Origin of the sequence: Mesorhizobium sp. M0954 (assembly GCF_040319155.1) — a bacterium.
Classification (GTDB): domain Bacteria; phylum Pseudomonadota; class Alphaproteobacteria; order Rhizobiales; family Rhizobiaceae; genus Mesorhizobium.
Map to the genome: position 1 here is coordinate 85660 of NZ_JAMYNR010000015.1, position 19625 is coordinate 105284.

At 61.4% G+C, this 19625-nt stretch carries 15 protein-coding genes and 5 pseudogenes; 7 read left to right on the forward strand and 13 right to left on the reverse strand.

From position 1 onward, the window contains the following. Nucleotides 1-41: 41 nt before the first annotated feature. From NKH93_RS21205 to NKH93_RS21220, 4 genes and pseudogenes are all read right to left on the reverse strand, one after another. Nucleotides 42-437, reverse strand: a pseudogene (locus tag NKH93_RS21205) (GlcG/HbpS family heme-binding protein); the annotation flags it as partial. 44 nt (nt 438-481) lie between these two features. Further along, nucleotides 482-1474, reverse strand: a complete 993-nt coding sequence (locus tag NKH93_RS21210; protein ID WP_352971953.1) for a LacI family DNA-binding transcriptional regulator — start codon at nt 1472-1474, stop codon at nt 482-484. A 647-nt stretch (nt 1475-2121) separates the two neighbouring features. Then, nucleotides 2122-2253, reverse strand: a pseudogene (locus NKH93_RS21215) (DNA-binding response regulator); the annotation flags it as partial. Further along, nucleotides 2250-3167: a sensor histidine kinase gene (locus NKH93_RS21220; protein ID WP_352971841.1), complete on the reverse strand. Its 918-nt coding sequence runs from the start codon at nt 3165-3167 to the stop codon at nt 2250-2252. The gene NKH93_RS21220 and the pseudogene NKH93_RS21215, both read right to left, overlap by 4 nt. 515 nt (nt 3168-3682) lie before the next feature. On the opposite strand from NKH93_RS21220, the gene NKH93_RS21225 reads away from it, so the two are divergent. From NKH93_RS21225 to NKH93_RS21240, 4 genes are all read left to right on the forward strand, one after another. After that, nucleotides 3683-3985, forward strand: coding sequence for a BrnT family toxin (locus NKH93_RS21225; RefSeq protein ID WP_352474884.1), 303 nt, complete (start codon nt 3683-3685; stop codon nt 3983-3985). Further along, nucleotides 3969-4241 carry a BrnA antitoxin family protein gene (locus tag NKH93_RS21230; protein WP_352474883.1) on the forward strand — a complete coding sequence of 91 codons (273 nt, stop codon included), beginning with the start codon at nt 3969-3971 and terminating at the stop codon, nt 4239-4241. The genes NKH93_RS21225 and NKH93_RS21230 overlap by 17 nt, the downstream gene beginning before the upstream one ends. A 133-nt stretch (nt 4242-4374) precedes the next feature. Beyond that, nucleotides 4375-4989, forward strand: a complete 615-nt coding sequence (locus NKH93_RS21235) for an ATPase domain-containing protein (RefSeq protein ID WP_352971955.1) — start codon at nt 4375-4377, stop codon at nt 4987-4989. Then, nucleotides 4952-6175, forward strand: coding sequence for a two-component system sensor histidine kinase NtrB (locus NKH93_RS21240; RefSeq protein WP_352971844.1), 1224 nt, complete (start codon nt 4952-4954; stop codon nt 6173-6175). The genes NKH93_RS21235 and NKH93_RS21240 overlap by 38 nt, the downstream gene beginning before the upstream one ends. Here the strand turns inward: NKH93_RS21240 and NKH93_RS21245 are convergent. The 6 genes and pseudogenes from NKH93_RS21245 to tkt all read right to left on the reverse strand — a co-directional run. Beyond that, nucleotides 6159-6278 (reverse strand): annotated as a pseudogene (locus tag NKH93_RS21245) (hypothetical protein); the annotation flags it as partial. The gene NKH93_RS21240 and the pseudogene NKH93_RS21245 sit on opposite strands and share 17 nt — an antisense overlap. A 542-nt stretch (nt 6279-6820) precedes the next feature. Continuing rightward, nucleotides 6821-7642 carry an ATP-binding cassette domain-containing protein gene (locus NKH93_RS21250; RefSeq protein WP_352541824.1) on the reverse strand — a complete coding sequence of 274 codons (822 nt, stop codon included), beginning with the start codon at nt 7640-7642 and terminating at the stop codon, nt 6821-6823. After that, the gene (locus NKH93_RS21255) at nt 7642-8652 is read right to left on the reverse strand and encodes an ABC transporter permease (protein ID WP_352971847.1); all 1011 of its coding nucleotides are present in this window, start codon (nt 8650-8652) and stop codon (nt 7642-7644) included. The genes NKH93_RS21250 and NKH93_RS21255 overlap by 1 nt, the downstream gene beginning before the upstream one ends. A 109-nt stretch (nt 8653-8761) precedes the next feature. Next, nucleotides 8762-9778 carry a substrate-binding domain-containing protein gene (locus NKH93_RS21260; RefSeq protein WP_352502787.1) on the reverse strand — a complete coding sequence of 339 codons (1017 nt, stop codon included), beginning with the start codon at nt 9776-9778 and terminating at the stop codon, nt 8762-8764. A 202-nt stretch (nt 9779-9980) separates the two neighbouring features. Beyond that, entirely contained in the window at nt 9981-11576 is a 1596-nt protein-coding gene (locus tag NKH93_RS21265) for an FGGY-family carbohydrate kinase (RefSeq protein ID WP_352971851.1), read from the reverse strand. Beyond that, complete coding sequence (gene tkt, locus NKH93_RS21270) at nt 11573-13633, reverse strand: transketolase (RefSeq protein ID WP_352971854.1); 2061 nt, start codon at nt 13631-13633, stop codon at nt 11573-11575. Before tkt ends, NKH93_RS21265 begins: the two co-directional genes overlap by 4 nt. Before the next feature lie 223 nt (nt 13634-13856). Here tkt and NKH93_RS21275 point away from each other — a divergent pair, with 223 nt between their 5' ends. Further along, nucleotides 13857-15098 carry an ROK family transcriptional regulator gene (locus NKH93_RS21275; RefSeq protein ID WP_352971857.1) on the forward strand — a complete coding sequence of 414 codons (1242 nt, stop codon included), beginning with the start codon at nt 13857-13859 and terminating at the stop codon, nt 15096-15098. Nucleotides 15099-15105: 7 nt separating this feature from the next. Here NKH93_RS21275 and NKH93_RS21280 read toward each other — a convergent pair whose 3' ends face one another. Genes NKH93_RS21280 through NKH93_RS21290 form a run of 3 tightly spaced genes read right to left on the reverse strand, consistent with a single transcriptional unit; the run spans nt 15106 to nt 17926 of the window. Further along, nucleotides 15106-15894: an ATP-binding cassette domain-containing protein gene (locus NKH93_RS21280; RefSeq protein WP_352971860.1), complete on the reverse strand. Its 789-nt coding sequence runs from the start codon at nt 15892-15894 to the stop codon at nt 15106-15108. Next, complete coding sequence (locus NKH93_RS21285; RefSeq protein WP_352971863.1) at nt 15891-16928, reverse strand: ABC transporter permease; 1038 nt, start codon at nt 16926-16928, stop codon at nt 15891-15893. The genes NKH93_RS21280 and NKH93_RS21285 overlap by 4 nt, the downstream gene beginning before the upstream one ends. A gap of 8 nt (nt 16929-16936) precedes the next feature. Then, nucleotides 16937-17926, reverse strand: coding sequence for a sugar ABC transporter substrate-binding protein (locus tag NKH93_RS21290; protein WP_352774054.1), 990 nt, complete (start codon nt 17924-17926; stop codon nt 16937-16939). 250 nt (nt 17927-18176) lie between these two features. On the opposite strand from NKH93_RS21290, the pseudogene NKH93_RS21295 reads away from it, so the two are divergent. Next, nucleotides 18177-18559, forward strand: a pseudogene (locus tag NKH93_RS21295) (ATP-binding protein); the annotation flags it as partial. Between the two features lie 152 nt (nt 18560-18711). After that, nucleotides 18712-19242, forward strand: a pseudogene (locus tag NKH93_RS21300) (IS91 family transposase); the annotation flags it as partial. Nucleotides 19243-19625: the final 383 nt, after the last annotated feature.

Consider the following 19625-nt stretch of genomic DNA (forward strand, 5'->3'; position numbering starts at 1 on the left):
ATCCTTCGGTTGCGCTGGAGGCGCATCGGCACATCGCATGAAATCACGTCGGCGCCAACCGCCGCCAAGGCGGCGTGTGCCACATCGAAATCGCCGGTTCCCGACCCGACGCCGATGCCGCCCGCAAGGCGTCCGCCGAAGCGGATCGGCAAGCCCCCCGGGCAAATTGGTCACGCCGCCCTGCGATGCGATACCGGCTGAGAGCGCCGCTTCGAACGCCATGCCGCCAGTAGCGGCGTTTATTGACGCCGCGGTGCGCGCCTTCGCCTGCGCCGTACGCATGCTGAGGAACCGCGCGCCATCCATGCGCAGACTGGCGAGGACTTCGCCGCTCGCATCGACAACCACGAGACATTGCGGCACGCCCATCGTGACGGCGCGCGCTGCTCCGGCTTTCAAGGCACCGTCATGCGTGAGGTGATGGTCTCGCGAAACATCGCTGCTGGGCTGCCCTTCGCTGCGTTTGAATCGATGCAGGAGCTCAGGTGCTTTCGCGCTCGACGACGCGATAGCTTGTGAGGACGATTTCTTCGCCGTGTCGTTTCTCGTCGCCTCGGATCACCTGGATCAATCTGCGGGCGGCCTGTTGCCCGATGCCGTAGCAGTCGACATTCACGGTGGTGATGCCGGGATGGCAAAAGGCGGCTACCTCGTAGTCGCCGAAGCCGGCAATGGCGATGTCCTGCGGGATCCGCATGCCCCGGCGCTTGCATTCCATCAGTGCGCCGAAGGCCGAAAGGTCCGAAACGCAGAGTACGGCTTGCGTGTCCGGCCAGCGCTCCAGCATGCTGACGACGGCCTGGCCTCCCTGCTCGATGGATATCGGCGGCACGCCAAAGGAAACGAGGCGCCCGGTTGGCAGGCCGAGCTCCTCAATGGCTCTGACAAAGCCTTCGCGCCGTTGGCTGCCGCGCGTGTCGCGCGAGGTCGTGCCACCGATGTAACCGAATTTATTGTAGCCTTTTCTGGCCAGCGTCTTGACGAGAAGCCCCATCGCCTCTTCGTTGGAGAATCCGACCACCTGATCGATGGGTTTCGCCGGCAACTCCCAGGTTTCGACTACAGGGATGCCCGCGTTTTTAAGAAGCCGGCGGGCGCGCTCCGTATGGGCGCCGCCGGTCAGAATGATGCCTTCGGGCCGCCGACGGAGCATCGCTTCGATCAGCCTTTCCTCCTTCTCGACCGTATAGTCGGTGTAGCCGAGCAGAAGCTGGAGTCCCGTGCTCTCCAGTTCATCCGTTATGCCGCGCGCCGTATCGGCGAAGTTGGAATTGTTGAGTGATGGAACCATCGCGGCAACAAATCCAGTCTTGCGCGAGGACAGGCTGCCGGCCGATTGGTCGAGCACGTAGCCGAGGTCGTTGACCGCGACCATGATCTTTTCCCGCGTCGCCTTGGAAACGAGGCTGCCCTCTTTCAGGGCGCGTGAAACCGTCATGGTGGACACACCTGCCCGCCGCGCCACGTCGACCATCGTCGGGGCGTGGCTCTCGCCCGGTCTCGATGAGGCTGCCTTGGCCATCATGCCGCTCCACCAGCCGGCAGCGATGTGCCCAAGCAAAACGCTGGACACTCGGGCACAAGGTCTCTGCGGCGTCCGGCATCGCTCATGAACCACCCGTTGGAATCAACTTCACGCAAGGCATGTTATCGATACCATATCAAAAGACAACAGCCACATACGGCCCAAGCGTAAACATGGTCATGAGCACCGGTTTGGGCCGCGATCACACTTTGGCTCTACTGCCGACGACGATTGCCGAATGAGGTCCGCCCGACAGGACCGGACACCGTTTCTTCGATGCCTGCCGGGCGTGGGTGCGCCAGCTCTGTCAGCCAGCCCATAGCGAGCAAGTCGACGGTGTAGGCGACGGGATCAGGAGCAGCAGGGCAGGAACGCCCGCCATTGGGATGCCGGCACCACACGATAGACCGCCTTCATGTAGTTGGCGCTCCCGAGCAGATAGATCGCCGGTCCGCCAGTGAGGATCAGGACTTAGGTTAGGCCGTCTTGAGCGGATCATGGGAATGCGCCAGCACCAGATCGTTGCCGACGGCGGCGGCGATGACCCCGCCGACCAGGATCCCGCGGGCATAACGAGGCCTATCTGCCGAATTGTCGGAGGTTAGAAACTCTTCCGCCGAGGAGAACGACTTCGCGTTGAAACCGAACGCTCTAAGCAGGTCTGGCAGGGACTCGCGCACGGATTCATCGTCGTCGACGACAGACACGAGTGGTTGCACAACTTTCATCGAATCCCCGCTGAACTCTGCGCATTGCCCATAGCCGATGCGCGCATGGTGCCGACCTCGCGAAGCCCTTCCCCGAAGTATTCCGGGATGGAGAATGAGAACGTAGCACCCGGGCCACGGTTCCGTTCAGCCCACAGGCGTCCGTTATGGCTCTCTATGATGGTGCGGCTGACGGACAACCCGATCCCCATGCCCTCGCTCTTGGTTGTATAGAACGCCTCGAAGAGGCGCGCCGTTCCTTCCGGCCCGAAACCAACGCCGGCGTCCTGTACGGAGAGGTGCACGTGATCGTCTTCGTCCAATTCGGTTCTGATCACCAGCTGCCTCGGGCGGTCATCGACGCCGCTCATCGCATCGGAAGCGTTCCGCAGCAGGTTTATGATTACCTGTTGAAGCTGGACCCGGCCACCGCCGACCGGCGGAAGCCCGTCGGCGAACTCGGTGTGCAGCACCACCCGGTTTCGTTGAAGATCGCCGGACGACAGTGCAATCACCTCTCGCGCAGCCTCGTTCAGATCAATTGGTTCGATCGTTGGGGGCCGTTTGCTGAAAAGCGCGCGCAATCGTGCAATCACGTCCGCCGCACGATTGCCGTCGCGGATGGTGCGGCGCGCGGTTTCTTGCGCGACCTCAATGTTTGGCGGGTCGGCCGCCAGCATGCGAAGGCACGTGCTGGCATTGGTAATGATTCCTGAGAGCGGCTGATTGACCTCATGCGCGATCGAGGCCGTCATTGCGCCGAGGCTCATTACCCTCGTGAGGTGGGCGAGTTCCGACCTAAGTTTGTCGTGCGCCTGCGCCAACAGCCGGCTTTGTGTCACGTCCTGAACCGCGCCAACGCATTCCAGTCGACCAGTATCGTGCTTTATCACGCGGCCGAATACTCTGACGTGTTTAATCCTGCCATCAGCCATGAGAAGCCTGATGCCGTATTCGGGATTGTCCCGACCGGAGCGCACCCGACGGGCGGCTGCACGATGCCAACAGCCTTGATCGTCGCCAGCAGCAGGGGGCCTGCGGGCTGGACTTGGAACGGCGCGCCTTGTCGGGATTGTCCTTGAGCGAGCGCGGATCAACGAATTTCAGTTCCATGGGAATGCTCCTTGGAGGGTTGCAGACGCGGCCTTTCACCGGTCCTTTCTCGTCTTCCTTCCGAAGACATCCCCCTGCCCGCGGAGCGGGCGGGCCGGTGCAACTGCCTGGTGAGCATCCCTGCCCGGCAGGACAAGCGGGGCTTTCAGCCCTGCGCCGGACGACGCGGCCGGGATTGCGAGGCTGGCGGTTGAGCGTCAGCGCCGCCGGTCTGGCCGATCAGCGAGGGGGTTTTCCTTGCCTCCATTTCCTCTCCCTATGCTGTCCAAATCTGCTGGGCGGAGCGCTCACGCCTGACGGAGCTTGAAATCCGCGTATATTATGGCAATATACATCGATGATCGAATGGGAACGGATTGCCGGCTTCGACTGGGATGCAGGCAATGCCCGCAAGAGCATCGACAAGCACGACGTCAGCCAGGCCGAGGCGGAACAGGTGTTCTTCAACGAGCCGTTGCTGACCGTTCCCGACGCAAAGCACAGCGCCATCGAGCAACGAATTCATGCTCTGGGGCGCACCGATGATGGAAGGCTGCTGCACATCACCTTCACGCTTCGGGACAAGGACACCAAGATCCGGGTGATTTCCGCCCGGGATATGAGCCGCAAGGAGCGAGGCTACTATGACCAAGACAGCTAAGCCGGTTCCGACCTTTGCATCGGAGGCCGAGGAGCGCGCCTTCTGGGAGTCCAACGACTCCAGTGAGCATGTCGATTGGAGCAAGGCAGAGCGGGTCCGCCTGCCCAACCTCAAGCCGTCGTCGACCTCGATCTCGTTGCGGCTGCCCAATAGCCTGCTCGAACGGATCAAGGTCGCGGCGAACAAGCGCGACGTGCCCTATCAGTCCCTTATCAAGACCTGGCTGTCCGAGAAGATTGACGCCTCTCGAGGCTAAGGAGGCCGACCTTAAGCCGCCTCTACCTCTCCCGGGTAACGAGCGGCAATGCCGATCTTGACAGGATGACGAGCGGGGCTTCTTCCGCGACAGCGTTACGCTGGTCAGCGGCGCGACCGGCACCGGCAAGACGCTGCTGGTGACCAATTTCCTGGCCGGTGGCGTCGCGGCCGGCGAACGCTCCTTACTGGTTGGCTACGAAGAAAGCCGCGGTCAGCTCATTCGCAACGCGCGCAGTTGGGGTGTCGATTTCGAGACGATGGAAGCGGAAGGCGGGCTCAAGGTCGTCTGTCTCTATCCGGAGGCGCAAAGCCTTCCCGACCATCTGCTGATGATCCGTCAATTGGTCGAGGAATTCAAACCGGATCGGCTTGCCATCGACAGCCTTTCCGCGCTCGAACGCATTGCGCCCGAGACCGGCTTTCGCGAGTTCCTGATCAGCCTCACATCCTTCGTCAAGAAACGGGAAATCGCTGGACTTTGCACCGCGACGGACAAGTCGCTGGTCGGCGGCCATTCGGCGAGCGAACAGCACATCTCGACGCTGACCGACTCCATCATCCTTTTGCGCTACATTCAGAAAGCACAGTTCATGCATCGCGGCCTCATGGTGCTGAAGATGCGCGGCAGCGAACACGACAAGCAGATCAGACGCTTCACGATCGATGGCGGCGGAATGCATCTCGGCCAGCCGATAGAGGGCGCGCCGGATGTCTTCGGCGGTTCCGCGACGAACGATCCGTCATAGTCATACCTGTGAGGAGGCCAGAACGATGACGCGGAGCGCGGCGGAAATTTCCGACCTGACCGATGATCCGCAGCTGACCAGCATCAGCCAGCTCAGTTTCCGTCTCCTGATCGAGAACACGGCCGACGGTGTCCTCGTCGTCGATCTTTCGGGAGCGGTTCTCTACGCGAATCCGGCCGCGGCCCGCATTTTCGGGCATCCGCTCGAAGAGCTTCTTCATGTTCCCCTCGGGCGGCCCGTCGTCTCGGGAGAAACCGCAGAAATCACCGTGGCCCGTCCGGGCAGCAAGGCGGCCGAGGTCGAGATGCGCGTCGTCGAGGTGACCTGGGATGGCAAATCTGCCCTGCTCGCCAGCCTTCGCGACGTGTCCGCGCGCCGCGCGCAGGAAGAGCGCCAGTTGCAGTCGCAAAAACTCGAAGCCATCGGTCGCATCGCAGCCGGCATCGTTCATGACTTCAACAATCTGATCGCCGTCTTCGAATCCGGCCTCCGGCAGTTGGCAAAGCAGCTTGCGAAGAATCCCGCCGATCCGAAAATCGGTACGCTGATCGAGGAGATGCTGAAGCGCACGCGAAATGGCGGCGCGCTGACGCAGCAGTTGCTCGCCTTCTCCCGGCGTCAGTCCCTAGAGCCCGAAAAGGTCGATCTCAACCAACATATTGGATCGCTCACCGCTCTGCTGGAGCGGACCCTCGGCCGCGACATCAGGATCGAGCGTCATCTCGATCCAGCGCTCGGTCCGGTTCTCATCGACGCCAATCAGCTCGACGTCGCCATTCTCAACCTGGCGGTAAACGCCAGGCATGCAATGACAGACTACGGCAGGTTCACGATCGAGACGAGTGACGCGCCTGACGATCTGGACGATCTGAAAGGATTGGCGGCGTCGTTCGTTCGCTTGACGCTGAGCGACACCGGCCACGGCATGGACAAGCAAGTTCTCGCCCAGGTCTTCGAGCCCTTCTTCACGACAAAAAGCAATGGCGAGGGAACAGGGCTCGGACTCAGCCAAGTCTACGGCTTCGTCAAACAGTCCGGCGGGCACATCCGCATCGATAGCCAGGTGGGCAAAGGGACCAGCGTGCATTTGTTCCTGCCGCGCACACCCCGTCGCGATCCATGGTCATGCCGACGGGTCGATCGTTCTCGCCGATCGGCACGCAACCGATACCCTCATCGCGCATGACCCGCGCGACTTCCTGCATCGAGGCATCGGGGGAGTACCAGCGCACTTTCCCCGTCATCGCTTCATTTACCAGCATGGTCGCCTCCATGTGGCCAGGTCCCATCGAGGTCGCGGACGGCTGCAGCACAAAAAGGGCGATGGCATTGCTGTGGACAGTACCGCCCGCGAAGTCCCGAACATAACTATGCACCCGGACGATGCGGTCACTGACCAGCTATTCAGGCGCCTGGTATCCGAAAAAATAGCCGAGCGCCGGCAGGCTCGAAGTCTTTCTGTTCGCCGTGAGCTGGCGTTCCTGGCCTTTTCATCAAAGCAGGCAACGGCTTCTATCGCGTCACCGATCGCGAGGCTGATTGATCCGGGTTTGCCGGCGAAGACCCGTTAGCCACCATGACCAGGCGATCTTTCTGACCTAATCTTCGAGCTGCTTCGCGACGTCCTCTATTGATTATGTGTAGAGCGGGAGCCTCAATGGAGATGGTGGCTAACGAGCTCGACATGAATTCGCGGTGACCACATGCGTTCGGCCTATGACAGCGGTCCTAAAGCGTGTCGCGTCAGAACGGATTCAGGCGACCCGCTTTAGGTCTTTGTTTTATGCATGTCGTTCTCCCAAGACCGAGCTCACTTTTGGGCGACATTGCATTAGCGAAAAGCTGATGCTGCCGGTTTTTCGAACTTCGCCGCGCCGGTCATGATGGCGACGACATCGCCCATGGTGTGGGTTTTCGGACTGACCACGGCCGCACGTTTGCCCAGGCGCATGATGTGGATGCGGTCGGCGATTTCGAAGACGTTCGGCATGTTGTGGCTGATCAGGACCACCGGCAATCCGCGCTGGCGGATCGCCCGGATCAGGTCGAGAACCTGGCCAGTTTCGCGCACGCCGAGTGCCGCCGTCGGCTCATCCATGATCGCGAGCTTCTTGGCGAACAATGCCGCTCTGGCAACCGCGACGCCCTGACGCTGGCCGCCTGACAACGATTCGACCGCGCTGCCGATCGACGGCAGGTGGAATTTCAGGTCCGCCATGCTGCGCTCCGCCTCCGCGCGCATACCCTTCTTGTCGAGCATGCGCAGCACATTGCCGAGAAAGCCGGGGCGGCGGCGTTCCCGGCCGAGAAACAGGTTGCTGGCGATGTCGAGCGCGGCCGCAACGGCGAGATCCTGGTAGACCGTCTCGATGCCGAGCTTGCGTGCTTCCAGCGGACCCTTGAAGTGGACGGGTTGGCCGTCCAGCAGAATGTCGCCGCTGTCGGGGACGATCGCGCCAGTCAGCGCCTTGATCAGCGAACTCTTTCCAGCGCCGTTGTCACCGACCACCGCCAGGATTTCGCCGGCGCGCAGTTCGAAATCGACACCGTCGAGAGCGGTGACGTGGCCGTAGCGTTTGACTACGTTGCGGGCTTCGAGGATGACGCCACCCGGGGTGGTCACCACTGGCGCTCTCGGCTCGACAGGCGTCATCACCGCCTCCCCCTGGTCAGTTGATCGAGCGCGACCGCCACGATCACGAGAATGCCTGTGATCAGATCCTGCCAGAGCGGATCAATGCCGGCGAGCGTCAGCCCGTTGCGCAGGACGCCGACGATCAGCGCGCCTATTAGGGTGCCGATCAATCCGCCCCGGCCGCCGAACAGGCTGGTGCCGCCGATGACGACGGCGGTGATGGAATCGAGATTGGCGGTCTGCAAGGCATTGGGGTCGGCATTGGGGATTCGGCCGAGCGCCAGCCAGGCCGCGATCCCGTAAATGAACGCCGCTAGGACGTAGACCGAGAGCAGAAGCCGACCGACCGGTATGCCGACAAGCCGGGCAGCTTCCGGATTGTTGCCGACCGCGTAGACATGCCGTCCCCATTGCGTCTGGTTGAGAAGAAACCAGATAAATCCATAGAGGAGGAGCATGATGATGACGCCGTAGGTGACGACGAAACCGTTCAGGCGGATGGTGTTTCCCGTCCAGCCGAGAAAGTCGTCGTTGACCGCAAAAGCCCCGCCCGCCGAAATCAACCTGAGGGCGGCGGTGATGATGCCCAATATACCGAGGGTCACGATGAACGGCGGCAGGCGCAGGCCGCTGATCAGGCTTCCAGCCGCGACACCCGCCGCTGTGCAGGCAAGAACGGCCAGGGCCATGGCCGCGATCGGGTCATAGCCGCTGTTGACCAGCTTTCCGGCCAGGATGGTGCCCAGTACGCAAATCGCTCCCACCGCGAGATCGATGCCGGCGGTCAGGATGATCAAGGTCTGGCCAATGGCCAAGGTGCCGATGATCACCGTCTGCTGGAGAATGATCGACAGGTTTTGCGTGGCGAGAAAACGCGGATTGGTCAGGGAAAAGATCACGCCGAAAGCGAGCAGTACCAGCAATGGGCCCACCGATGGCGTGCCGATGACCTTCTTGGCAATGCTGGACGTCCTGCCGAAAGAGAGTGCCGATGGCGAATTCATAGTGCCCTCTGGAACGGTCGCCATGTCTGCCTGCCTCAAGGGTTGGGCCGGAAACGAACGGGACCATGCCGATGCAGATACACCGTCTTGTCGACGGCCTGTCCAGCATGGTCCCCCCGGGAGGATTCAGAAATCAGTCGCCCCAGCAGTTCTTGAGGCCCCATTCGGTGTCCTTGGAGTCGATCCCTTCAACCGGCTTGTCGGTGATCAGGAACGAACCCGTATTGACGAAGCCGCTCGGCTTCTTGCCGCTGGCCGCATAATCGACGACCGCGTCGACGCCCATGGCCGCCATCTTGTAGGGGAACTGCATGACGGTCGCGGCGATCTTGCCGGCCTTGACGTCGCGGACACCGGCGCAGCCGCCGTCAATCGAGGTCAGCATGACATCGGCTTCCTTGCCGAAGGATTTCAACGCCGCATAGCCGCCGGCGGCGGCTGGCTCGTTGATGGTGTAGACCGCATTGATCTCGCCGTTCTTGGAGAGCAGGTTTTCCATGCCGACCTGGCCCTTGTCCTGCGCGCCATTGGTGATGGCCGAGCCGGCGATGGCCGGATCGCCCTCGGCAAGCCCGAAGCCCTTCAGATAGCCATTGTGGCGGAACGTATCGACCGTGCCGCCAGGCGTTCCATCGAGCATGGCCAGCACCGGCTTCTTGTCGCCGAGCGCCTTGCGGGCATAGGCGCCCTGCTGCACGCCGGCCTCGAAATTATCCGTGGCAAAGGTGGCGTCGACCGCATCGGCGGGATCGGTCGCCGTATCGAGCGCGATCACGAGGACCCCTGCATCGCGCGCCTTCTTGATGATACCCAGCATGCCGGTCGAGTTGTTAGGCGTCACCAATATGCCTTTGGCGCCGGCGCTGATCAGATCCTCGATCGCAGTGACCTGGCCTTCATTGTCGCCGTCGAACTTGCCAGCACGGGCGATCAATTTGACGCCCTTGGCCTTGGCCTCCGCTTCGGCAGCCTGACGCATTTTCACAAAGAACGGGTTGACCTCCGTCTTGGTGACGAGGCCGACAATAACTTCCTCGGCCGAGGCATGGCCGGTCACTGCAAAAGCGGTCCCGAAGAACACCAGGCCCGCAACGGCTGATTTCACGATGGTTCCGGATTTGGTGCCGGTCGACATAGGCAAAGTGAACATGAACTCCTCCCAAGTTGTTGAACCTTTCTCCTCAAAGGCTCACCGAGTTACGCATATGTTTTGCATACAGTCAAACATTATATCTGTAATTATGTATGTTTTTATACATAACTATAGATGCGAGCCGCGCCTCATGCGTGCCCTGCACGTCGAAGGATGGCGGTTCCGCAAAAGAGATCGACGGGGCTGGCAATCCCCTTGCTCAGGCCACCGATTTCGTTTCTTTCTCCGGCCGGTCGAGCGACGCCGCCCTGTTCAGATCATGCATGGCGTTGCGTACGGTCCGGCTGTCGCTGAGCTGCCGATAATTTTTGTAGAGAGACCGGTAGGCGGCCGCGCTTTCGCGGCGTGGGTGATAGGGGGTGAAGGTGCGCGCGCCGAACCGGGCCGTGCCCTCGGCGAAGCCGCTCACCAGTTCGGCCGCGACCGCGCCATGAACCGCCGCGCCGACAGCCGTCGCATGGGCAATGCTTGGAACCTCCACGACGCGCCCCAGCACGTCGGCCATGATCTGCACCAGCAATGGATTGTTCTGGGCCAGCCCGCTCGTCAGGATGATGCGGTTGATGCCAAAATCGCCGGCCTCGAAGAGGTCGACCACCGTGCGAGCGCCAAAACACAGCGACTCGATCAGTGCGCGGTAGATGCCGACGCCCGTGGTTTCGGTGGTGAGACCGAGAAGCAGGCCGCTGAGGTCTGAATCCGCGAGCGGCACCCGGTTGCCGTTCCACCAGTCAAGCGCCACGAGATGGTTGGCGCCGGGTTCGAGCCCGGCTGCCTCACGGTTGTAGATACGGAAACTTTCAGCCTCGTCCGCGCCACGCGGAAAGGCCTTCACGAACCAGGCGAGCATGTCGCCAAACCCGGCCTGCCCGGCCTCGTAGCACCAGAGATCGCGAACCGATCCATCCTTGGCCACACCTTCGATGCCGGGGGGCAAAGGACGGAACTGTTCGTTCAAAAAGAGATAGACCGCAGACGTTCCGAGCGCACCGACGAGACAGCCGGACGACACGGCCCCGACCGCGGGCAGCACGACGTGTGAATCGATAACCGCCACTGCGACGATCGCGCGGCCAGTGATCCCCGTGCGCGTCCGCCATGCCTCAGACAGGCCTCCAGCCGAAGTGCCGATACGGTGCGGCACCGACAATCTTTCGGAAAGACCGCGCACAATTCCCTGCGGATAGCCTTCGGTCTCGGAATACTGGGCCTTGTAGGCTGCAAAACCCAGACTGCGCATTTCGCGGCCGGTCAACTGCCAGACAAGCCAATCGCCGGACTCGATGAACCTGCCGGCGGCGCTCCAGATGTGCGGTGCCTCGTCCGCGATCTGGGCGGCCTTGGGAAGCAGCCATTCCCCGGAAAGCTTGCCGCCGAAATTGCGCAGGAAGGATCCGCCCCGACGGTTGATCGCGTCTGCGTAGGGCTGTGCGGCGCGATGTTTCCACAGCTTGACATAGGCATGAGGCTCGCCGGGGTGAAGTTCGGAAAGGGCTATGCCATCGGTGGTGGTCGGCATCGGCGAGCTTGCCGAGAAGCCGAGCCCGATCGACTCGATAACCCGACCGCGCCCCAGCACATCAAGGATTTCTTCCGCAGCATCGAGATAGTCGGCGGCGTTCTGCAACGCCCATGAGCGTGGCAAGGGCGTGCCGTCAGGAAGGCTTTGCGTCATGACGTCATGGCGATAGGCATGCGTGTGGCTGCCGATCTGCTCGCCGGTTGCGGCGTCGATCAGGACGCCGCGGGCTGATCCAGTGCCGTAATCCAGTCCGATGACATAGGTAGCGGTCATCTCGCCTGCTGCCTTCCCAACTCCGGCGACGCAGCGCGGCGATGTTTCTCGAGCGCCCTGTGGACCGCCTTTTCGACGGCCTCTACGGTCAGGTGGAAATGCTCGTAGAGGATCTCGGCCGGGGCCGATTCGCCAAACGTATCGATGCCGACGCATTCGCCTTCGAGGCCGACATATTTGCGCCAATAGTCGGTGACGCCGGCTTCGACGGAGATGCGGGGGACGCCCCGTGGCAGCACCTCGGCCTTGTAGCCGTCATCCTGCCGGTCGAAAGCACTGGTGGACGGCATCGACACCACGCGAACCTGAACCGCTTGCTTAGCAAGTCGCTCGCGGGCGCCGACTGCGAGCTGCACTTCGGAACCGGTCGCGATGATGACAGCGTCCAGCCAGCCGTCTTCACGGCGCAGCACGTATCCGCCCCTGCGCACCGCTTGAACCTGGGCTTGGTCGCGCGGCTGAAACGGCAGGTTCTGCCGGCTAAGCGCAAGACTAGTCGGCGTCGCCACCTGCTCAAGCGCAATCTGCCAGGCAACCGTCGTTTCAACGGTGTCGCACGGTCGCCATACATCCATGTTGGGCATCAAACGGAGCGTGGCCAACTGCTCGATGGGCTGATGCGTCGGACCGTCCTGACCGAGCGCGATGGAATCGTGGGTAAAGACATAGATGGCGCCAAGCTTCATCAGCGCTGCCATCCGCAGGGCGTTGCGCGCGTATTCCGAGAACATCAGGAACGTGCCACCGAATGGACGAAACCCGCCATGGACCATCAGGCCGTTCATGATCGCGGCCATTCCAAACTCGCGCACGCCATAATAGATATAGTTGCCGCCCGAGATGGATGTGATCGGTTCGGCCCCCTTCCAAAGCGTGAGGTTCGAACTGGCCAGATCGGCGGAACCGCCGATCAGTTCGGGAAGCAAGCCGGCAAAGGCCTGAATGGCATTCTGGCTTGCTTTGCGTGTCGCCAGCATTTCGGCCTTCTCGACGGTTTGCGCAACGAACGCATCCGCCTTGGCGGCGAAGCCTGCGGGAAGATGGTGCGTGGCTCGCCGTTCGAACTCCTCCGCATCATCGGGGTAGGCCGCGCGGTATGCCTCGAAGCGGCGGCGCCAGGCGGCCTCCGATGCAGCCCCCCTGACCGAGGCGTTCCACGCGTCGCCAATCTCTCCTGGAACGGCGAACGGCGCATGCGGCCAATCGAGCGCGAGCCGAGCCCGGCCGACCTCGTCGGCGCCGAGCGGAGAGCCATGGCTATCGTGACTTCCGGCTTTCGTCGGCGCCCCCTTGCCGATCATGGTCTTGCAGCAGATCAGCGTCGGGCGGGCTGCTTGCGCCTTCGCCGCGGAAATCGCCCGGTCGACCGCCTCGACATCGTGCCCGTTCACATCGGCAATGACCTGCCAGCCATAGGCCTCGAAGCGCTTGGGCGTATCGTCCGAAAACCAGCTCTCGACATGGCCGTCGATGGAGATGCCGTTGTCGTCGTAGAGCACGATCAGCTTGCCAAGGCCGAGCGTTCCGGCAAGCGAGCAAGCCTCATGCGAAATGCCTTCCATCAGGCAGCCGTCGCCTGCCAGGACAAAGGTATGGTGGTCGACAATGTCGTGTCCGGGTCGGTTGAATGCGGCGGCCAATGTCTTTTCGGCAATTGCCATGCCGACGGCATTTGCGAGGCCTTGCCCGAGCGGCCCGGTCGTAACTTCAACTCCCGGCGTATAGCCGAATTCGGGATGGCCCGGCGTCCTGCTGCCAAGCTGCCTAAACTGTCGGAGATCGGCGATCGAGACATCGTAGCCTGTGAGATGAAGCACGCTGTAGAGCAGCATCGAGCCGTGGCCGTTGCTGAGCACAATGCGGTCGCGGTCGGTCCAGGCCGGATTGGATGGATTGTGACGAAGGTGCCGGTGCCAGAGCGCGACCGCGATCTCGGCCATGCCCATCGGCATGCCTGGATGGCCGGACTTGGCGTTCTCGACCGCATCCATTGACAGCGCGCGAATGGCGTTCGCCAGGAGATCCGGTCGGGCTAAGTCCTTTTGCGCTGATAACATGCGATATTCCGTCGATGGAGTGACGGAGAAACACTGGAACGGCGCGGTCGGTCCGCGCAAGTTCGTCGTTCCTCCCAGACGATATACTCTTAGTCATCGATATATCTATAAGTCAACGTATTATTGCATATTTTTATACAAAAGCTATGCAGCTTTCTTGCAGACACGCCTTTATCTCCCGGGGGTTTGTGGCTAAATCTCAGGGCGAACGGGAAAGTGCGGAATGGTCAGGACAAATGGTACGGCGGAGCATCCCGCCCTTGCAAACAGCGGGGAAATTCTCTCGCTGATTGCCACTGGCGCCGCCACGTCCCGGTCAGCGTTGCTCGACGCGTCGGGATTGTCACGCGTGACTGTCACCCAGCGCCTGAATGCGCTGATCGACTCAGGCCTGATTCGCGAGACGGCCCGCACCATGCCGAGTGGCGGGAGGCCCACGCGCGTGCTTGGGATCAATGAACGGGCGGGTTTCTTTCTCGTCGCCAATATTGGCGAAACCTACATCCATCTTGCCGCAATGGACCTCGAACCCGCGATCGTCTCGCAAAGCACAATACCGTTCAACGCGTCGGACGGACCGGCGGCTTCCCTCGAGCAGATTGTCGACGGGTTCGACATTCTTGCAGCGAAGGCTCGAACCAGCCATGGCTCGCTTTTTGGGGTCAGCCTCAGCATGCCCACGCCGGTCGATTTCAAACGCGGCCGCGTCGTCGGTCCCTCGGTCCTTCACGGGTGGGACGAATTCGACATCATCAGCTGGCTGCGCCGTCGTTTCGATGTACCAATCTATGTCGAAAATGACGTAAACCTCATGGCGATCCACGAGCACCGCCAGAATTTCCCGCATGTCGATGACATGTTCTTCATCAAAGCGGGAACGGGTATCGGCAGCGGCATCATCGCCGGCGGCAAGATCTTTCGTGGCGCTCAGGGCGCGGCCGGCGACATCGGCCATATCCAGTTTAACTCCGAGAACGCGCCCTTGTGCCGCTGTGGCAAGCTCGGTTGTGTCGAAGCCCGCGCCGGCGGCTGGGCGATTGCCCGGGATCTCTCAAGCAAAGGCTTCAAGGCGGAGAACGCCCGCGATGTCATATCGCTCGTTGAAATGCAGAAGCCGGAAGCCCTGATGCTGCTGCGCAGCGCTGGGCGGGTGATCGGCGAAGTCGCCTCCGATGTCGTCAGTATTCTCAACCCGAACTTGATCATGGTGGGCGGCACACTCGCCAAGGGTGGAGAGTTTCTGTTGTCCGGTATCCGCGAACTCGTCTACCAGCGATGCCTTCCACTTGCCACGCGCGAGTTGCAGATCGTCCTTGCCAACCCGCAGAAGGACAGTGCCCTTTTTGGCGCTGCCTATCTGGCGCTTGAGGATATCTTCAGCCTCGGGAAAGTGGAGGAGCTCATCGATCGGCTAGCGATCGACCGCGCCAATCCAGTTTTACAAAGCAGCACGATTTCCGGATGACGCTGTTTCAGGTGACGCCCATGATCATTGCGACAAGATCCTTCTGAACGCCTTGGCCTACAGTCATCTCGCCGACACTCCGGCCTTGCCGCATGACGACAGCACGGTGCGCCACGCGCACGACGTGGTCCATGTTGTGGCTTACGATGATGACTGACAGGCCTCGCTCCGGCAGGCGTCTTACCATCGTCAATATCTCGTCGGATTCGCGCACACCAAGTGCCGCCGTAGGTTCATCCAGAATGACCACCCGTCGGGCGAACGCCACTGCCCGTGCAACCGCGACAGCCTGACGCTGGCCACCCGACATCAGTCCGATCTCCTGGGAAGGTGAGACATGGCTGACGCTCAATGCGCTGGCATGCTGCCGCCACTGTCGCTGCTCTTGTCCAGCGGAAATGAAGCCCAGCGGACCGAGCCAGCGTGGCCGCGTCTGCTCGCGTCCGATCAGGAAGTTGTCGGATACGGTCAGATTGTCGAAGACAGCAAGGTCCTGAAATACGGTCTCGATGCCCGATGCACGCGCGTCGGCGGGCGAACGCAGCCGCAATGGGTGTCCGTCAAGCTCGATGTCACCCGAATCCAGCGTTACGATGCCGGTGATCGCCTTGATGAGTGTCGACTTTCCGGCGCCGTTGTCGCCGAGCAAGGCAACAATCTCGCCCTCATGGAGGTCAAGCGACGCACCAGCCAGCGCCGTTACGAACCCGTAGGCCTTGCGCGCGTCCCGCACCGAGAGAACCAGACGCGCATCGGTGGCCATGTTGGAAATGCTGTCTGGCGAGGCGACACTCATTGGCTCACCAGTCTCGCACGCAGCGTTCGAATGCGGGTCTCGATGTGTTTGCGCAAGACATCGAGCTCCAATGCCATCAGGATGCCTATGCCGATCGCCACCGACGACCAGAACGGCGAGACATCGAGCTGCTGCAGGCCGCTGCGGATCGTGGCGATGATGAGCGCGCCGAACAGCACGTTGGTGATGCTGCCGCGACCGCCGAAGAGACTTGCGCCGCCGACAACCACCGCCGTGATGGCGTCCAGCTCATAGCCGATGCCCGAAAGAGGCGAAGCCGACCCGGTCCGACCGTGATACAGCATGCCTGCAATGCCCGCTGTGGTGCCACAGATGGCATAGGCGCTCATGGTCAACCTGTCGCGCGGAAGCCCAACCCATTGCGCGACATCCGGATTGCCACCAACCGCATAGAGCCAGCGGCCCCATTGCGTACGCCGCAACATGAGCCAGAACAACCCTGCAAGAACCAGGACCATCAAGGCGCCGGCAGGTATGCCCAGCATCTTGCCGTTTGCCAGCCAATGCACGGCGGGCGAAACACCCACGAGCGTGTTGCCGCCGCTGATGAGCAATGCGACACCGGCAACAATGCCGAGCATCGCGACGGTGACCACGAGGGGCTGCGGAATGCCGCCTTTAACGATGAGGAAGCCGTTGATCAGTCCGACAATCAGACCAACAAGAGGATAGATGACCAGCGCAATCGAGCTGGGTTGATCGACACCGGTGAGCGTGGCCACCGTCACGACACTCAGCGCTATGACGCTGCCGACCGAGACATCGACGCCGCGAACCAGGATCACGAGGAATTGCCCTAGGCCCAAGGCGCAGACAATCGCGCTTTGGGCCAGGAGGTTCTGAAGATTGCGCACCGAAATGAAATGCGGGGCAAGCAGGCCGAATGCCACGACCAGGGTTACGAGAATTATGATCGGCCCGGCCTGCAGAAGCCATAGCAGGATGGAGAGGTGATCGCGGCGCCCCGCCGCCGGGTCGGATGATTTCCCCGCGATGTTGACGTGCGCTTCCATCGGTGGCGTTATTTCACGACGTCATCAACGTTGCCCGCCACAACGTCGGAGACCGTCTTCAGCATGCCACCCGCATTCTCCGAGGTTTGGACGGGCTGCGCCGGCACCACCACAAGCTTTTCAACGCTTTTACCGCGCACCAGGTCAGCAGTGGTGTCCGTGGCTGTTCTGGCGATCACCTCGAACGGGTAAGGGACCGTGAACTTCCAGTTCTTGTTGCCCGCAGCGATCGCCTTCAGCGCGTACTCCTGGCCGCCGACCGAACCAACGATGACATTGGAGCCGGCTGCCTCGAGCGCCTGCAGCGTGCCCTGTGCCGAGACGTCAAAGATATCGTAGATGCCGACCAGATTTGGATGCGCGTTCAACATGCCCTCGGCGATCGTGCGCGATTTCTCGGGGTCGCAACGGGCGTCGCCCTCGGCAACGATGCTGAACTTCGTACCCTTCAACGCATCCTTGAAAGCATTGATGAACGCGTCGGTATCCGCCAGGCCCGCAATACAGCGGATGACGCCAATCTCGCCTCCCGCAGGGAGTTGTTTGGCAAACTCCTGCACGACTGCCTTCTCGGCCCCGACCGGATCATAATTCACCTGCGCCGTCAGGTCGTCGATCGGCGGTGGCGCGCCGTCGAAGGACAGCACCTTGATGCCTTGCTTGGTCGCATCGTTGAGCGCGCTTACCAGTTCCTTGGAGGTGGCACCGGTGTTGACGCCGATAACCTTGTAGCCTTCAGCGGGGGCGTTGACGATTTCCTGAATGAAGAAATTGACGTCGCCGCGCGAGGTGCCCGATTTGACGTCGATCTGGACATCTTCAATCTTGCCCGCCCGGCCTTTGGCGACATTGTACTGGCGAACATAGGCCTGATCGCCGAGGTAAGAAAAGAGCATCAGCCCCTTGGGCTTTTCCCCTGCAAAAGCGCTAAAGGCAACGCAGCAGCCTGCCGCAAGCAAGGTCGCGACGGAAGCGTGCAAAACCAGCTTCGATTTCATTTTTATATCTCCTCCCTGGGTGTCGAGGCCCCTTCCCGATGTCAGCCTCCATCTGACGATACGCCATCTCCATCAATATGTCTATCTTCATCTAAATTATAGAGTGATTTTGTTCATTTTTAAACATAACTCGATGCCGACGCAGGTTTGCTCCGGTTCCCGATTGAACCGGTCGTGCGATAGCGCATGATGGCTGGAGGGCGGAGATCGATGGCCTTCCGCGTGCCTCTGTCAGAGGTTCGGCCAGCCAATTGCCCGTTCTCTCATCCGCAACGGCGCACGCGGGCGCTTCTTCAATGCCGTCGACCTCGTCAACAGGCTCGAGACCGAACCCGCTCCGGCCGCCAGGGCCGCATTGCCGATCACCTGACCCGGCTCGACTTCGTCGTACTCGATGAGCTCGGCTATCTGCCCTTCGCTCTGGCCGGCGGGCAATTGCTCTTCCATCTGGTCTCGAAGCTTTACGAACGCACCAGTGTCATCATCACCACCAACCTCGCCTTCGGGGAATGGCCGAGCGTCTTCGGCGACGCCAAGATGATAACCGCGCTGCTCGACCGCCTCACCCATCACTGCGAGATCGCCGAGACCGGCAACGAATCCTGGCGCTTCAAGAGCCGATCTCAAAGCTAAAGCCGAAAGGCCAATCAGCCGCGCCCGATCAGGCTGTGCAACCCCGACCAGCTCCGCCTGATCGGGCGCTTACCGGCGTGCCCTTCACCGCCCCAAAACCGGGGTCCCTTTTGCGCGAAAATATCGGGTCCCGATTCCGTGATCATTGACAGACGATGCTGACGATCGCAGCCGATCCAAAACACCTCGGCGCGCGCATCGGCATCACCGCCGTGCTCCACACCTGGGGATCGGCGATGACCCACCATCCGCACGTGCACATGATCGTGCCGGGCGGCGGCATCGCACTGGGCGATAGCCGATGGGTCTCCTCGCGGCCGGCCTTCCTGCTCCCGGTGCGCGTGCTCGGCAAACTGTTCCGACGGCTCTTCCTCGCCCGGCTGGTCGCTCTGCACGACGCCGGGCGGCTCGCCTTCTTCGGATCGCTGGTGCACCTGTCCGATCGACGCGCATTCCTGCACCACCTTGCTCCTGTTCGAAAGAAGTGTTGGGTGGTCTACGCCAAGGCGCCGTTCGCCGGGCCGGAGGCGGTGGTCGCCTATCTGTCGCGCTACACCCACCGCGTGGCAATCTCGAACCGCCGCCTGATCGGCTTCGATGAGGCCGGCGTCACCTTCCGCTACAAGGACTACCGTCGCTACGGCGCTGACATGCAGCAGGTAATGACGCTTGCTGCCGAGGAGTTAAGGGACTTCTTCGGTCGGCCCCTCTTTGGCCCGATCAATAGCCGCAAGTAATGACTGAAGGTTTGGCGGCAGTTCTGGTTCGACCCCCAGATTTAAGAACGTTTGTACGTTATGACGATAGCCATCGGAACGGATCAGTTTCCGAAACGGTTCGGAGACAGACTGATGGTCTGCTTTGTTGCTGGTTGCCATGTTCGGGGAGTCCCTTCCCAATGAGCCGCAACTCGCCCGCAACGAAAGGGTTCCATCAGGACGTCGGAATATTTAGTATAATTTCTGAGCGGGAGATCGCATAACCGGCTCGCGCGAAGACCCCCCGTGCCACCTTCGTTTGCCGCAGCATCATCCTCGCTCTTTGAACTGAAGATTTGTGCCGGTCT

Coding starts and splice junctions, on each gene's coding strand:
- NKH93_RS21210 (WP_352971953.1), bottom strand. CDS start 1,474: ATGGTCGACGTGGCGCGGCGGGCAGGTGTGTCCACCATGACGGTTTCA.
- NKH93_RS21220 (WP_352971841.1), bottom strand. CDS start 3,167: ATGGCTGATGGCAGGATTAAACACGTCAGAGTATTCGGCCGCGTGATA.
- NKH93_RS21225 (WP_352474884.1), top strand. CDS start 3,683: ATGATCGAATGGGAACGGATTGCCGGCTTCGACTGGGATGCAGGCAAT.
- NKH93_RS21230 (WP_352474883.1), top strand. CDS start 3,969: ATGACCAAGACAGCTAAGCCGGTTCCGACCTTTGCATCGGAGGCCGAG.
- NKH93_RS21240 (WP_352971844.1), top strand. CDS start 4,952: ATGTCTTCGGCGGTTCCGCGACGAACGATCCGTCATAGTCATACCTGT.
- NKH93_RS21250 (WP_352541824.1), bottom strand. CDS start 7,642: ATGACGCCTGTCGAGCCGAGAGCGCCAGTGGTGACCACCCCGGGTGGC.
- NKH93_RS21255 (WP_352971847.1), bottom strand. CDS start 8,652: ATGGCGACCGTTCCAGAGGGCACTATGAATTCGCCATCGGCACTCTCT.
- NKH93_RS21260 (WP_352502787.1), bottom strand. CDS start 9,778: ATGTTCACTTTGCCTATGTCGACCGGCACCAAATCCGGAACCATCGTG.
- NKH93_RS21265 (WP_352971851.1), bottom strand. CDS start 11,576: ATGACCGCTACCTATGTCATCGGACTGGATTACGGCACTGGATCAGCC.
- tkt (WP_352971854.1), bottom strand. CDS start 13,633: ATGTTATCAGCGCAAAAGGACTTAGCCCGACCGGATCTCCTGGCGAAC.
- NKH93_RS21275 (WP_352971857.1), top strand. CDS start 13,857: ATGGTCAGGACAAATGGTACGGCGGAGCATCCCGCCCTTGCAAACAGC.
- NKH93_RS21280 (WP_352971860.1), bottom strand. CDS start 15,894: ATGAGTGTCGCCTCGCCAGACAGCATTTCCAACATGGCCACCGATGCG.
- NKH93_RS21285 (WP_352971863.1), bottom strand. CDS start 16,928: ATGGAAGCGCACGTCAACATCGCGGGGAAATCATCCGACCCGGCGGCG.
- NKH93_RS21290 (WP_352774054.1), bottom strand. CDS start 17,926: ATGAAATCGAAGCTGGTTTTGCACGCTTCCGTCGCGACCTTGCTTGCG.